This is a genomic window from Paenibacillus sp. FSL E2-0177, assembly GCF_037992975.1.
Taxonomy (GTDB): Bacteria; Bacillota; Bacilli; order Paenibacillales; family Paenibacillaceae; genus Paenibacillus_AQ; species Paenibacillus_AQ odorifer.
Genome location: NZ_CP150307.1, coordinates 2,793,114 through 2,806,879, shown reverse-complemented (window position 1 = coordinate 2,806,879; position 13,766 = coordinate 2,793,114). Strand labels below are relative to the sequence as shown.

Below are 13,766 nucleotides of genomic sequence, written 5' to 3'. Positions count from 1 at the left end.
ATAATATGAATTTGTTCGTTTACGCAAGAACCAAAGAGCAATAGTTGGCACAAAAAAAGATTTTTTTGGCAGGTAAATACGCCCTAAAAGTTTTAAAGTATTACCAGTAAGCTGCTTGTCGCAGACCAGTAACATTTCACTGAGAGGAGGAAGTATAACAGGAACAGCATTCAGCGATAAGACTGTATCCATGTTATACGTCAAAAAGATGAAATGGAAGAGTAAAAAATCAGGTAAGGTTATAGGTGTCTTATTGAGTTTTTCGGTAGCGTTTTCATTTTTAGGAGGTCACACACTTGCAGCTTCAGGGCAGGCAGACGGAGACAAAAGTTTTGCGGGTGCCTCTATTCTTGCTTTTCCTGGCGCGGAAGGTGGCGGCGCCTATACAAGCGGTGGTCGAGGGGGCGATGTATACATCGTAACTACCCTTGAAGATTACGCTGTAAAAGACAAACCGATTGCAGGGTCCCTTCGCTACGGGATTTTATCTACGCCTAAAGAGGGTCGTACCATTGTTTTTCATGTTTCCGGAACGATTGAACTGAAGAGCACGTTAAGTCTCAATAATATTAAAAACCTGACCATCGCTGGGCAAACCGCTCCAGGCAACGGAATTACCATTGCAGGTTGGGATACCAATATCAGCAATTCAGAGAATATCATTATTCGGTACACCGCTTTCCGTCCGGGTGCCACTAATGTGTATAATGGCAGTGATTCAATGGATGCGCTTTGGGGGAGAGACAACAACTACTTCCTCATTGACCATTGTTCCTTCAGTTGGAACACAGATGAAACTCTATCTTTATATAGAGGCGAAAATGGCACGATCCAGTGGTCCATTATTTCCGAAAGTCTGACTCTATCCGGGCATTCCAAAGGAAGACATGGCTACGGCGGTATTTCAGGCGGAGACAAAACAACATTCCATCACAATCTGTATGCGAACCATACCTCGCGAAATCCAAGACTAGGCGGCGGTTACGCAGGTGCTGCAGATGCTGATCATGTGGCGGTTGTTCAGTTCTCGAACAATGTAATTTACAATTGGGGCTTTAACGGCACTTATGGCGGAGGTTTTACTTTTACTAACTTTATGAACAATATCGAAATTGCCGGCCCAGGTACAAGAGATAATGTAACTAACCGAGTGATTGACGCCGGTGAAGCTACCAAGCTGGGCGGTTTCTATATTACTGGAAACAGAATTAACGGTAAGCTCACAGGCTTACTGAATGATTCTTCAGATTATGTGAAATTTTCTGGCGTACAGAGTGGTGAACAAAAGACGACCCTTGCAGCCACACCATATCTTTCCGCGGACAGTACTGGAGTTAACCATGGTATTACCAATAAAGCATTTGATAATTATGTTAAGTCCGGCGTAAAGCAAGCGAATGAATCACTATTAAAAAGCATTCTGCAACAAGCGGGCGCTACCTATCCACGTCGCGATGCTATCGATGCAAGAATTGTGGCAGAAGTCGAGCAGAACTCGGGAAGATATATCAACACTGAACATGAAGTCGGGGGTTACATTTCAGACTTTGGCGTCATTGAGGCACAATATGATAAGCAATTTGACACTAATAAAAATGGAATAGACGACAAGTGGGAAAAGAAAAATAAAATCTGGGGCAGCAAGGATGCATACAAAACGGTTACTAAAAATGGTTACACCTGGCTTGAGCTTTATATTAACGGCCTAGTTGATATGAAACACGTCGCCGAAAACCCTGATGCTAAGCTTTTAGCGCCAGAAAACAATGCACAATTTGTTACCGGGAAAGAGGTCGTAGTTAAAATCAATGCTTCCCCTAGATCCGGAAACAAAATAAAAAAAGTTGCTGTATATAATGGTTCTAAATATCTTGGGGAAGCAGTCAAAAAAGGCAACACATACACATACACCCTCAAGAATTTAACGGATGCTTCCTACTATATTTCTGCAAGAGTGACCGATACCCAAGGAAATGAGACCCAGACCACAGCCACTAATATCCATATCAATGCTGCTACCTCTTCCCTGGCTGGAAAGGGTTGGACTACAGCAGATATCGGTGATCCGAACATTAAGGGTTCCGGAAGTATGACAAATGATGTGCTTACCGTTAAAGGCAACGGAAAGCTTGGAAAAAGTGAAGGTGGCACAGAACGATCCGAAGCAAACAATGCAACCAAAGATGACTTCCACTTCGTGTATAAAGAAATGAACGGAGATATGGAATTTACCGCGAAGCTCGAAGAAATCGGGGCCGTTGACAACCATGCCTTCACCGGGCTAATGATCCGCGATGACTTGAATAAAGACAGTGCCGCGGCGGCCCTTGGTATCTCCTATGTGAAGTTGTCCAAAGAAACCAGCTGGTCATCTTATCTGACAGGCAGAAATATTAAGGGCGGAGGATTTGATGAATTAACTGAAACTTTAGACAGCGTATCTGCTGCTGAAAAAGCTGGCATTCAACTTGTTTCAGATATTCCATTTAAAATTAATGGTGTGGAGCAAGGGTATTGGCTCAAGCTTGGCCGTAAGGGAGATGTTTTCTATGCTTACGGATCAACGGACGGAAAAGACTGGAAGCTAATTGGCGAGCGAACTATTGTTATGGATGGTTCGGTATATGTCGGATTCGCCGTTGACAGCAATGATGTCGCCAATAAGATTGAGCAACTGAACTATGCTAAGTTCTCTAACCTTACTGTGGAGAATACATTCACTCCAATAGGTGACTCAGCGATAAATAAATAGCGTCTGTTCATTTCCACAGTTCCAAAAAGACGGAAGCCAGTAAAGCGGCTTCCGTCCTTTTATTGCTATCCAATTGGACCAGCACAATAAATTGCCTGATTCACTGTTCATTATGCTTTAAAGTTTTTTCTTTAACATTACTTCATCATCCTTAACATACCCGCTCAATTCATACGCTTTAATGGCTACACGATTATCTTCTCCTGTTAAAATCTTAACTGTTTTGACTCCACGAGAATAAAGCTGACTTTCCAGAAAAGAAATTAGTGCAGTAGCGACACCATTTCTACGAGCTGACTCTTTTACATACATTTCAGTAATTTCACCATATGCTTCATTATAACAAAATGATTTCAGACTTTGAGCACAGCCAAAACCAACCACTTCATCCCTTAAAGTAGCCACGGCCACCACTTCATTATTGCTGTTCAAACACTTGATGATCTCCGGCACAGGACGTTTTACTCCACCATTGAACTCATGATTTAATCTAGACAAAACATCCGCGTCACATATCGTTGCTAGCCTAACATTTGGAAGCATTCTCTTCCCCCTCTACAATGTTCCCTTTTCAAGAACATACTGTTCATTGGAATTTTTTAAAACGATATCAAATTTATGATGATAAGAATGCATAAACAACTCATATTGCATCCTGCGCTGTTCATGGGATTTTCTTAAATAATTAATATCTGTTCCTCTTTCAGAAACATCACGTATACTCCTTCTTATCAACTCAGTTTCTCCATCCGTGTATAAGTAGATTTTCAGATCATACAAATCCGGATCAGTAAAGGCAACACTCATGCCTTCTACAATATTCACCTTGTTTTGTGAAGATATGAACATACTTTTTGTATAGTCTGTGCCAATTGTGTAAAAATCCAACCCATCCCTCAACATATGAATGTCTCTCTCTAAAGCAAATATATGATGAGCAGCAGGATGACAAGCTGTCACTTTATCGTGATAATGTACATTCTTATATTCATAGTCGATAGAAGTGTATTTTCTAAGACTAGATTCAACAATATAGGGGTCTGTATTAATATAATTCACATCATCCTGCTGCAAAAGCTTTAAAAGATTATGAGCAAACGTTGTTTTTCCAGATGCACCATGACCCGAAATCCCAATGATGAATCTATTAGCCTCACCGCTAATCAAATTAGCTATCTTATGTAACACCTTGTCCATATTATTAGCCCCTCTCCCTACTCGATCCTATGTATTCCTTACTCCGCTATGGTTTAGCACATTAAAATCAATGGTGCATTTTATATAAAGAAACTTAATAGAAAGGGGTAGATCTTCCATGGCTACTCGTCAGCCAGATTTAGTATTGATCAGTTGGAGCAGAAATCCTTTGGTTGCTGGATCAGCACGTAGGATTATTGCCGCCCGTGTTATTGGAAATGCCGTGCCGTGCAGACCTAGCTTGAGACCCAACGGATTGCTTAACACCGCTTTGGCTTGCTTATTAGACAACGATGTTGGTTTTAAAGTGGTCTTTCGTAAAAAAACTTCAAGCATTAGCGGATATATTTTGTTACAACGTAACTAATAGGTTTAGGGGGCAGTGAAAATTGCTGCTCTCTTTTTCCTGTGTATCTCATTGCACTTAAAGTCCAATCAATCCTAGAAAATGGTGTATATAATTTATTAGAAACTGAATCTGATTGAAAATGGGTGAGTCCATGAAATTACAAGCTGTGAAAAAAAGCTATGATTTAATAGTAAGCTTAGGGATGTCTTGTGCTCCTGCTATAAATCTGCAAAGAAATAGCTTAAGGAAATTCTCCATGCCGCTCGACTGGATGGTTTCTTATTCATTGGCTGATGTAAATAGACTTTATAAGAATAGATTTCAAAATTTCATGGAATTAATAAATCTGCAAATTCTTGATGAAACACATTTTTTTCTGGAGGATGGATTACCAGTCTATCCTAATGGGAATAAAAATGCACTAGTGAAATCCTATTTTATTCAGGATACTTTATATAACATTATCTCAGTTCATGATTTTCCAATCCACCAAGGTAAACACTGGTCTATAACCTATCCTTCGTATAAAGCGAAGCTGGAATTACGAATTAATAGATTTTGGGACAAGTTAATCCACAGTAAAAAAACTTTATTCATTAGATGGTCCGCCTCATATGAACAGGCTGTAGAGCTACAGTCAATTTTGTCTGATTTATTAAAACCGAACGAATTTATTATTCTTATTCTTATTCCCGTTCGTGAATCAACCTCGGTACAAGAATTAAATTGGAACATAAATAATATTTGTGTGTTAGAAGTTCCTGAGGATATGAACGATTATGATAGCTGGGATTATATTTTGAAAGACATACACGTAACTAATAACTAATTTCGCTTTGATCGATCATATGATTAATTATTTCCTCTGCTGCAAAAATATATGGATACAAATACAGCCTACTGATGCTGACCAATAAAGAAATAGGGTTACTAATTCCAAAATCGTATTGACTCCCATGCGCTGCTGGATTTGCGGGTTCAGGCTCTACAAGATCATACTTCTCCATCAGCCTTTCCTTGGTTCCACTATCTACTACTGTTCCGTTTCCTTTATCCGCAAGGACAGATCCCGATTGAAAACACGCCATGAATAAGACACAGCAAATGGTGAGGATCGCTAGTTTCTTTTTTCGCATCATACATCTCCTAATTCTTTCTGGGTCTCCCCTATAACTTAGAGCCGTTCAAATTATTTCTTGGGTAATCGCAGGAAAACTATATATTCGACAATCTTGATCAGTATAGATCATATTCCATGAAAATAATGGGAGAAAAAGTCTCGAATTCTATAATACTCCTTTCTATATATAAAAACAAAAGCACCCCACAGCTAAAATTAGCAGGGTACTTTTGGATGCTTCGCCGTATTTACAATATCAACATTCCGCTGAGCGGTTTATGGAGTTGGAGTTCCGCCGTTCGCATTCAGTGTTTCGCCACTGATATAGCTAGATTCCTGGCTAGCCAGGAATACATATGCCGGAGCCATCTCCGCAGGCTGTCCCGGACGACCTAGTGGTGTGCTCGACCCGAACTCCTTCAGCACTTCCTCCGGTTGCCCACCCACAACTTGAAGAGGTGTCCATACGGGACCAGGTGCTACTACATTGACGCGAATCCCCTTATCAGCTACTTGCTGAGCGAGAGACTTACTGAATGTATTAATAGCAGCCTTGGTGGTCGCGTAGTCCAAAAGGATCGGTGAGGGATTATAAGCTTGAATAGAAGAAGTGTTAATAATGGTGCTGCCCGGTTGCATATGCTTCACCGCAGCTTTGCACAGCCAGAACATAGCATACACGTTCGTCTTAAATGTGTCGTCAAAATGCTTCGTAGTGAGATCAGCGATGTCTGGAACGAATTGCTGTTTGCCCGCGATATTGGCTAAAATATCAATTCCACCTAGCTCTTTAACCGCAGTATCGACGAGTTGTTCGCAGTATGTCTCATCCTTCAGATCGCCTGGAATGGCGATTGCAGTACGACCCGCTTCCTGCACTAGCTTGACCACCTGCTTTGCATCTTCCTCTTCCTCGGGCATATAAGATAGAACAATATCTGCCCCCTCACGAGCAAAAGCAATAGCAACAGCACGGCCTATACCGCTGTCGGCTCCCGTAACTAACGCTTTACGTCCGGTCAGACGCCCAGTTCCTTTATAGGTATCTTCTCCTGTATCAGGTACTGGATTCATTTTCTTCTGCAGACCCGGCTCCTCTTGTTGCTGCTGAAATTCCGGTCCAGCCTTAGTGTACTGAGTGGTAGGATCTTGCATCGTATATTGGTTAGACATCGATCAATTCCTCCTTTATTTTTAGAAATACATTTTTATATTTTCCGAACTCTTTGTTATGTAAACACAACAAGCACGCCTCTAAACATTCACCTTCAATAACATAGCCTTGAATAGTGCCGCAAAAATACCCCAACCACCTGTCAAGGTGGCTAGGGTATCCCCCGCCTAAAAATAAATATATGGAAGCTCACTTGTTAGTTAGGGAACGCTCCGTATAGTCTGGCGTATACATTAGATAAAGGAGTGATAAATCATGGGCTTTTTTATATTCCTCTTTGTACTATTAGCATTGCTTAATATCTTCTTTCCTCATTTGGGATGGTACATGCGCTATGGCTGGATGATGAAAGGTGATGTAGAACCCAGTGATGCCTATTTATTAATGACTCGCATCAGCAGTATAGTGGCACTTATTATCCTCTTTTTTATCTGGACTAGTTTCTGACTTACCCTAACGCTCTTAACACATCTTCAATCTTGCGCTGATGCGACAATACCCCATAATTCATCCAGGCCATAAAATCCACCTCATATACACAACGATTACGAACAGCGGGCAGATTGCGCCAAAGCGGTGTATCCAACAGCTCCCGTCCTTCTCCTTCCTGTCGATCAAAGGTAATGAACAAATGATCTGCAGTGAGGCTCGCAAGCTCTTCTCTTGTTAGGCTCACCCGCTTCTGTCCACGAGTCAACTTCGGAACCAAGGCATGGGGCTGCAAACCTAAATCATCATGGAGTACGCTACCTGTATACCCCAATTGCCCGCATCCATAGAGATTGATTCCGTAGGAAGATATTCTTAGGCATGCTACAGTCTGCCCTTGGACAGAACGGTTTAGCTCTCGTCTAGCTTGCTGCGCCCGATGCTCATAATTGCCGATCACTTCCTGGACACGATCCGTTCTGCCAAAGACGGCTGCTGCGGAAAATAACGTGGCCCGCCAATCCTCTTGATGAAAAGGCAGCTTGAACAACGGAGCAATTTGGCTGCACTCATCCAGGTGCCAACGCTGAAAGCCATCATCCAGCAGGATCAGTTCGGGCATGTACTGGGAGAGCTCCTGCCAATCGCCAGTCGAAATATCAACCGCAGGCACATCGAGGAGGGACAGATACTCTTGCTTCCCCCACTGAGCGTGAGAATATTGCGCCACCGGTGTAATATCCAGAGCCAGCAGGTAGTCTTCCAGAAAAGGAGCGAACACCCGCAGCCCTTCCTGATGGAAGCTTCTGTATTGGCCGGGCGTAACGCCCACCGATCTTTTGAAACGCCGGTTAAAATAATACTCATTGCTATACCCTACAGATAACGCGATATCATGCATACGGTCATTCGTAAGCAGCAACTGCTGCTGCGCCCTTTCAATACGAAGTCCGTTCAAATGCTCTAAGGGAATCCGCCCTGTCACTTCTTTAAAAATCTGTGTGTAGCGTGCACGTGTAATGCCTGCCACTTCAGCTAATTGATCGACGGTTATGGCGTGATTGTAGTGTTCCTGCATATAGCGGATGGAACGCTGTACCGCCTCATGGGCTCCTTTCATCTGGATGACAGAGGAATTTGCCCGCATGATCAGCAGCAGTAACTCTTGAAAGCGGGTATGGCCTGCGAACCATTCAATCTCTTCCGTACTTCTGCGACTATGATAGATAGCCTCCAGCAGTAATGCACATTGTGAAAAAGGTCTGCAGCTTAGCGGGCCGGACTGGAGAATTCCTTCTTTAGTCCCCTTTTCCATTCCACTCTGCCTGCTTCCCCCCGTTTCGATGACTTCAAACGTAAGCCTATAGAAGCTAAGTCCTCGCTCCTCGGCATTGATTTTGCTTATTAGCCCAGGTTCGAACAAGAACCCGACACCTTTTTCCAGAGGAAAACGCTTCTCCTCGGCTTCTAACCATCCCTGTCCTTCCGATACAATGATCAGGGTATGATTTTGAAACACTAAGGTCTGTCCGTTCACCGATAAGGATTGGGCTTCTATGTTAATCAAGCTATAGAATAGCCTCTTTTTATTGCTGTCTTGTAAATCTTCTGCCATTCTAGCGCCCTCCAATTGAGAACCATTTTCATTCACTTTACTATAGTTTAGAATAAAAAAGAAGGTCTATCAACTATGCTGATAGACCTTCTTTATGCTATTCCTTACGACGGCTGCCGTTTTATTTCACCATAGCTTTCAGCAAGTCATCAAGCTTCATCGAATTGGCTGTGATGGCACCAGTCTGCCAGTGGGAACGTTCCATTCTATAAACATTCCCGTTCTTCACCGCCGGCAAGCTCTTCCACAACGGGCCATCAAGGATTTGAGTCGCTTCCTGATTCCCTTCAGTATCCCAGCCCCCGTTGTCAGGGAACACAATGATATGATCCGCTTCGAGCTGAGGGATAAGCTCTTCGGAGATAATAGATTGATATTCGGTCATTTCTGCCGCCATAGGCACAGGTGTCAGGCCAAATTGAGAATAAATTACACCGGTGAAACGGTTTTTAACACCGAATAGAGCAAAGGTTTTATCCGCTACGTTGAGCCGGATCACTGCTACTTTTTCCTGACCTAGGGCCTGTTGCAGCTTAGCTTTCCCCTCTGCCACTTTCTGATCGTACGCTGCAAGGACAGATTCCGCCTTCTCCGGAATACCGAGCGCATCTGCAATAGCCGTAAGCACTTGTCTTGAGTCTTGCAACACCGCCTCAGGTAGACGATAGGTTGGTGCTATCTTGGAATATTGTTCATATTTCGCCGCATCCGCACCTCCATCCACAATAATCAAGTCAGGGTCTTTTTCCAGCAACACTTCCATACTACCGGTAATATCAAATTCTGGTACATCAAGATTTAAATAATCCTGTTTGCCCCAGCTTGGATGATACCACTGCACCACCGGGGTAATGCCCAATGCCTTCAAATAATCTTCAACATAGATCCCGGCTACCCGTTGCGGTTTAACTGGAATTTCAACATCCCCGAATTCCCCGGCAATCGTCCGAGTTGCACCCTCTTCTGCGGCATTTCCATTTCCTTCAGTTGGTGCGCTAGTGCTCGCTGAGGTAGATTCCTCTGCATTCTGTGTCTTAGCAACGTTTTCTTTCGCAGTATTGTTATTCGTTCCGCATGCTGCCAGCGCAGTTATTGCCATTATAAGTACCGCTGCCCATAAAAACTTCTGACCCCATCTTGCCATTGATCCCTTCACTCCTATGCTTTATTGTCATTGATTATCATTCTCAATAACCTTTATCACAATAGTAGCATGACTTTCATAGCTTTCAATGCACTTTCTCCGCAAAAAACTTATACAAACTATTTCTAGTTGTTCTGCTCTATCATTATTCGGTAGGATTCTTCTTCTATTAAAAATATGTCATCCTTTATTAATTTAATCGCAAAATTTCTTATTTTACGATTGATTTATACGATGCTTTCGCTTACAATAAACTCATAAACGCGCGTTTATGAAAAGAGGGGAAACATGCGCAGCGAAGATATTGCTAAGTTGGCCGGGGTTTCCCGAAGTACGGTATCCCGCGTGATCAACAACTATTCCAATGTTCCTGAAGAAACCCGGGCCAAAGTGCTGCGGGTGATTGAGCAACATCAGTACGAACCGAACAGCTTTGCACGGGCTCTGGCCGGTAAGAAAACCGATACCATCGGATTGTTCGCCATCAGTATGAACGAGAAAGAGAACACTACCCGAATTTATCAGAACAATTACTTTGCACCATTCGTCGATGCCGTAGTCGACACGTCGAATGCCCGCGGATGTTACGTTCTGATTCATACGGTATACTCTCCGGACGATTTTCTGAAGGTAAAACAAGCTTTTCTGCAAAAACGGATTGACGGTGGTATAATTGTCGGCACTCAGAAGGATATTAATATCGTCCGCGAAATGGTGGGACTCGATTCTCCGCTAGTACTGATTGATTATGATATCTCAGAGATTATGTCGGAGCATCTTGACCGCAATCATTTGGCCATTGTGAATTCCAAAGATTACGAGGGCACCACAGAAGTGATTGAACATTTAATCTCCTTAGGCCATCAAGAGATCGGCATCATCTGTGGGCAAATGAATACGTACTCTGGTCGAGAACGCTACACGGCCTATGAGGACACGCTGAAAAAACATGGTCTGCCTATGAATGAAAAGTTTATTCTTAAGGGTGATTTTCTGAAAGAGACGGCTTATGAAGAGGTCAAGAAGCTGCTTGCTTCTGGTGAACCTTTGCCGACTGCCTTTTTCTCTTCCAACGATGACATGGCTATTTCAGCGATGGAAGCGTTCTCCGAACATGGAATCATTGTCCCTGAGGATATCTCCATTGCGGGTTTCGATGACATTCAGCTGGCATCCCGTATTCAGCCTAAGCTGACCTCTGTACGCTTGCCGATTTATGAAATGTCCAAGGCTGCAGTGGAAAAAGTAATCGAGCTGTGTGATTCACAGCAGCCGACTTTCAGCACGATCAGCTTTCCAGCTCGTTTAGTGGAGAGAGATTCCTGTCAACCGCCGAAGAAGTAGCACAGATTCATCATTCACTGAAGAATACATATTTTTCTGTGGAGCTGCTATCATTGGGTCTCGAAATCACTGCCTAATACTATCTTTTAGAAACAACGGAAAGAATCCCTTCCCTCGAGGGAATTTTTCCTGAAACTTATAAACGCGCGTTCACAATCGAAAGGAGACTTTCTCACATGAAATTCGGTACCTTTGACGACACTCGTAAAGAGTATGTAATTAACACACCAAAAACACCTTACCCTTGGATTAACTACCTTGGTAATGAACAATTTTTCGGACTTATTTCTAATACTGCTGGTGGCTATACCTTCTATAGAGACGCTCGTCTCAGAAGATTGACCCGTTACCGTTACAACAATATCCCAATGGATGCTGGCGGCCGTTACTACTATCTTTATGATGATGGTGATTTCTGGACTCCAGGCTGGATGCCAGTAAAACGTGATCTGGACTTCTACGAATGCCGTCACGGTCTTGGCTACACCTCCATTACTGGTGAACGCAACGGTATCTCTGTAAACCAGCTTGCTTTTGTACCTATGGGTCATAACGCTGAAGTACATCGTCTTGTAGTGAAAAACACGGGTTCCGCGAAGAAATCCGTTAAACTGTTCTCTTTTGCAGAGTTCTGTCTTTGGAATGCACAAGATGATATGACTAACTTCCAACGCAATCTCAGCACTGGTGAGGTTGAAGTGAAGGGTTCTGTTATCTATCACAAAACAGAATACCGTGAGCGCAGAAACCACTACGCTTTCTACTCTGTTAACAAAGAAATCGCCGGCTTTGATACTGACCGCGAAGCTTTCGTAGGGATGTACAATGGTCTGGAAAGCCCGCAAGCTGTTGCTGCAGGTGAACCAACTAACTCGGTAGCGAGCGGCTGGTCCCCTATCGGATCGCACGCCCTGAACATTACTCTGGAGCCGGGCGAAGAGCAAAGCTTCATCTTTGTCCTTGGTTACATTGAAAACCCAGAAGAAGACAAATGGGAATCTCTGAACGTAATCAACAAAAAACCAGCAGAGGCTATGATCGAGCAATTTGCTACAGACGCTCAAGTGGATGCTGCTTTGGCTGCACTGGCTGCACACTGGGATAACCTGTTGTCCAAATATCAAATCCAAAGTGGCGACGACAAGTTGAACCGTATGGTTAACATCTGGAATCCATATCAATGTATGGTTACCTTCAACATGTCCCGTTCCGCTTCTTACTTTGAATCCGGTATTGGCCGTGGTATGGGCTTCCGCGATTCTAACCAAGACTTGCTCGGATTTGTGCACCAAATTCCTGAACGTGCTAAAGAACGTATTCTCGATATCGCCGCTACACAATTTGAAGACGGCAGTGCCTATCACCAATACCAGCCGCTCACCAAAAAAGGTAACAATGAAGTCGGTACCGGCTTTAATGATGACCCGCTTTGGTTGATCCTCGGCACAGCTGCTTACATCAAAGAAACTGGCGACACATCGATTCTTGATGAGCAGGTTCCTTTTGACAGCAATCCGGATAACACAGCTACTCTGTTTGAGCACTTGAAACGCTCCTTCGAGCATGTAACTAACAATCTCGGACCTCACGGCTTGCCGCTGATCGGTCGTGCAGACTGGAATGACTGCTTGAACCTGAACTGCTTCTCTACAGAACCAGGCGAATCTTTCCAAACTACTGCCAACATCGAAGGCCGCGTAGCGGAATCCGTATTTATCGCGGGTCTGTTCGTCTTCGTTGGACCGGACTATGCAGAAATCTGCCGGATGCGCGGACTTAATGACGTAGCTACGGATGCAGAAGCTAAGATTGACAACATGCGTGAAATCACACTCACTCACGGTTTCGATGGTGACTGGTTCCTGCGCGCTTATGACCACTATGGCGACAAGATCGGTTCCAAAGAAAACGAAGAAGGTAAAATCTTCATCGAACCACAAGGTATCTGTGTTATGGCCGGTATCGGTGTGGAAGATGGTCAAGCTGAAAAAGCTCTGACTTCCGTGCAAGAGCATTTGGATACTAAATACGGTATCGTATTGCAACAGCCACCATATTCCAAGTACTATCTGAACCTGGGTGAAATTTCTACGTACCCTCCGGGCTACAAAGAAAATGCTGGTATTTTCTGCCACAATAACCCTTGGATCATGATCGCTGAAACTGTACTTGGACATGGCGACAGAGCGTTTGAAATTTACGCTAAAATTGCTCCTGCTTACTTGGAGGACATCAGTGAAATTCACCGTACTGAACCTTATGTATACTCGCAAATGATCGCAGGTAAAGATGCCGTTCGCCATGGGGAAGCTAAAAACTCCTGGTTAACTGGTACTGCTGCTTGGAACTATGTAGCGATTACACAATCTATCCTTGGTATTCAAGCGGACTTCAATGGTCTGAAGATCGATCCTTGTATTCCTACAGAGTGGGACAGCTTTGAAATCACCCGTGTCTTCCGTGGAGATACTTATGTGATTCAAATCAAGAACCCGAACCATGTATCCAAAGGTGTAGCTAGTCTTACCTTGGATGGCGCAGCTGTAGAAGGTAACATCATCACTCCTGTTGGAGACGGTGCTGTACACCAAGTAGTTGTAGAACTGGGTTAATACAAAAAAATCCGCTCACCGTTCGTTTGA

General features: G+C 43.5%; 12 protein-coding genes. 6 read left to right on the top strand and 6 right to left on the bottom strand.

Translation table 11 applies throughout. The annotated features are described in order from the left end of the window. Window positions 1-190 precede the first annotated feature (190 nt). On the top strand, window positions 191-2,752 hold the full coding sequence (locus tag MHI25_RS12405; RefSeq protein ID WP_340395492.1) for an Ig-like domain-containing protein: 2,562 nt from the start codon (window positions 191-193) through the stop codon (window positions 2,750-2,752). A 117-nt stretch (window positions 2,753-2,869) separates the two neighbouring features. Here the strand turns inward: MHI25_RS12405 and MHI25_RS12400 are convergent, their stop codons facing one another. Next, on the bottom strand, window positions 2,870-3,295 hold the full coding sequence (locus tag MHI25_RS12400) for a GNAT family N-acetyltransferase (protein ID WP_076219632.1): 426 nt from the start codon (window positions 3,293-3,295) through the stop codon (window positions 2,870-2,872). 12 nt (window positions 3,296-3,307) lie between these two features. Beyond that, window positions 3,308-3,949 (bottom strand): phosphoribulokinase, encoded by a 642-nt coding sequence (locus MHI25_RS12395; protein ID WP_340395491.1) that lies wholly within the window; start codon window positions 3,947-3,949, stop codon window positions 3,308-3,310. 118 nt (window positions 3,950-4,067) lie between these two features. On the opposite strand from MHI25_RS12395, the gene MHI25_RS12390 reads away from it, so the two are divergent. Beyond that, window positions 4,068-4,316, top strand: coding sequence for a hypothetical protein (locus tag MHI25_RS12390; protein ID WP_076136059.1), 249 nt, complete (start codon window positions 4,068-4,070; stop codon window positions 4,314-4,316). Window positions 4,317-4,449: 133 nt separating this feature from the next. Then, window positions 4,450-5,127, top strand: coding sequence for a DUF1796 family putative cysteine peptidase (locus MHI25_RS12385; RefSeq protein ID WP_340395490.1), 678 nt, complete (start codon window positions 4,450-4,452; stop codon window positions 5,125-5,127). Here MHI25_RS12385 and MHI25_RS12380 read toward each other — a convergent pair. Next, window positions 5,117-5,434 (bottom strand): hypothetical protein, encoded by a 318-nt coding sequence (locus tag MHI25_RS12380; protein ID WP_339190628.1) that lies wholly within the window; start codon window positions 5,432-5,434, stop codon window positions 5,117-5,119. The genes MHI25_RS12385 and MHI25_RS12380 overlap by 11 nt on opposite strands. A 260-nt stretch (window positions 5,435-5,694) precedes the next feature. Beyond that, entirely contained in the window at window positions 5,695-6,591 is an 897-nt protein-coding gene (locus MHI25_RS12375) for an SDR family oxidoreductase (RefSeq protein WP_076141729.1), read from the bottom strand. Window positions 6,592-6,847: 256 nt separating this feature from the next. Here MHI25_RS12375 and MHI25_RS12370 point away from each other — a divergent pair, with 256 nt between their 5' ends. Beyond that, window positions 6,848-7,039 carry a DUF6199 family natural product biosynthesis protein gene (locus MHI25_RS12370; RefSeq protein WP_076130567.1) on the top strand — a complete coding sequence of 64 codons (192 nt, stop codon included), beginning with the start codon at window positions 6,848-6,850 and terminating at the stop codon, window positions 7,037-7,039. Between the two features lies 1 nt (window position 7,040). On the opposite strand, the gene MHI25_RS12365 is transcribed toward MHI25_RS12370, so the two are convergent. Beyond that, window positions 7,041-8,636: a helix-turn-helix domain-containing protein gene (locus MHI25_RS12365; protein WP_340395489.1), complete on the bottom strand. Its 1,596-nt coding sequence runs from the start codon at window positions 8,634-8,636 to the stop codon at window positions 7,041-7,043. Window positions 8,637-8,757: 121 nt separating this feature from the next. Then, window positions 8,758-9,780, bottom strand: a complete 1,023-nt coding sequence (locus tag MHI25_RS12360) for an ABC transporter substrate-binding protein (RefSeq protein WP_339190625.1) — start codon at window positions 9,778-9,780, stop codon at window positions 8,758-8,760. A 288-nt stretch (window positions 9,781-10,068) separates the two neighbouring features. On the opposite strand from MHI25_RS12360, the gene MHI25_RS12355 reads away from it, so the two are divergent. Continuing rightward, on the top strand, window positions 10,069-11,124 hold the full coding sequence (locus tag MHI25_RS12355) for a LacI family DNA-binding transcriptional regulator (RefSeq protein ID WP_036685989.1): 1,056 nt from the start codon (window positions 10,069-10,071) through the stop codon (window positions 11,122-11,124). A 176-nt stretch (window positions 11,125-11,300) separates the two neighbouring features. Beyond that, window positions 11,301-13,736: a glycosyl transferase gene (locus tag MHI25_RS12350; protein ID WP_036685988.1), complete on the top strand. Its 2,436-nt coding sequence runs from the start codon at window positions 11,301-11,303 to the stop codon at window positions 13,734-13,736. The last annotated feature ends 30 nt before the right edge of the window (window positions 13,737-13,766 follow it).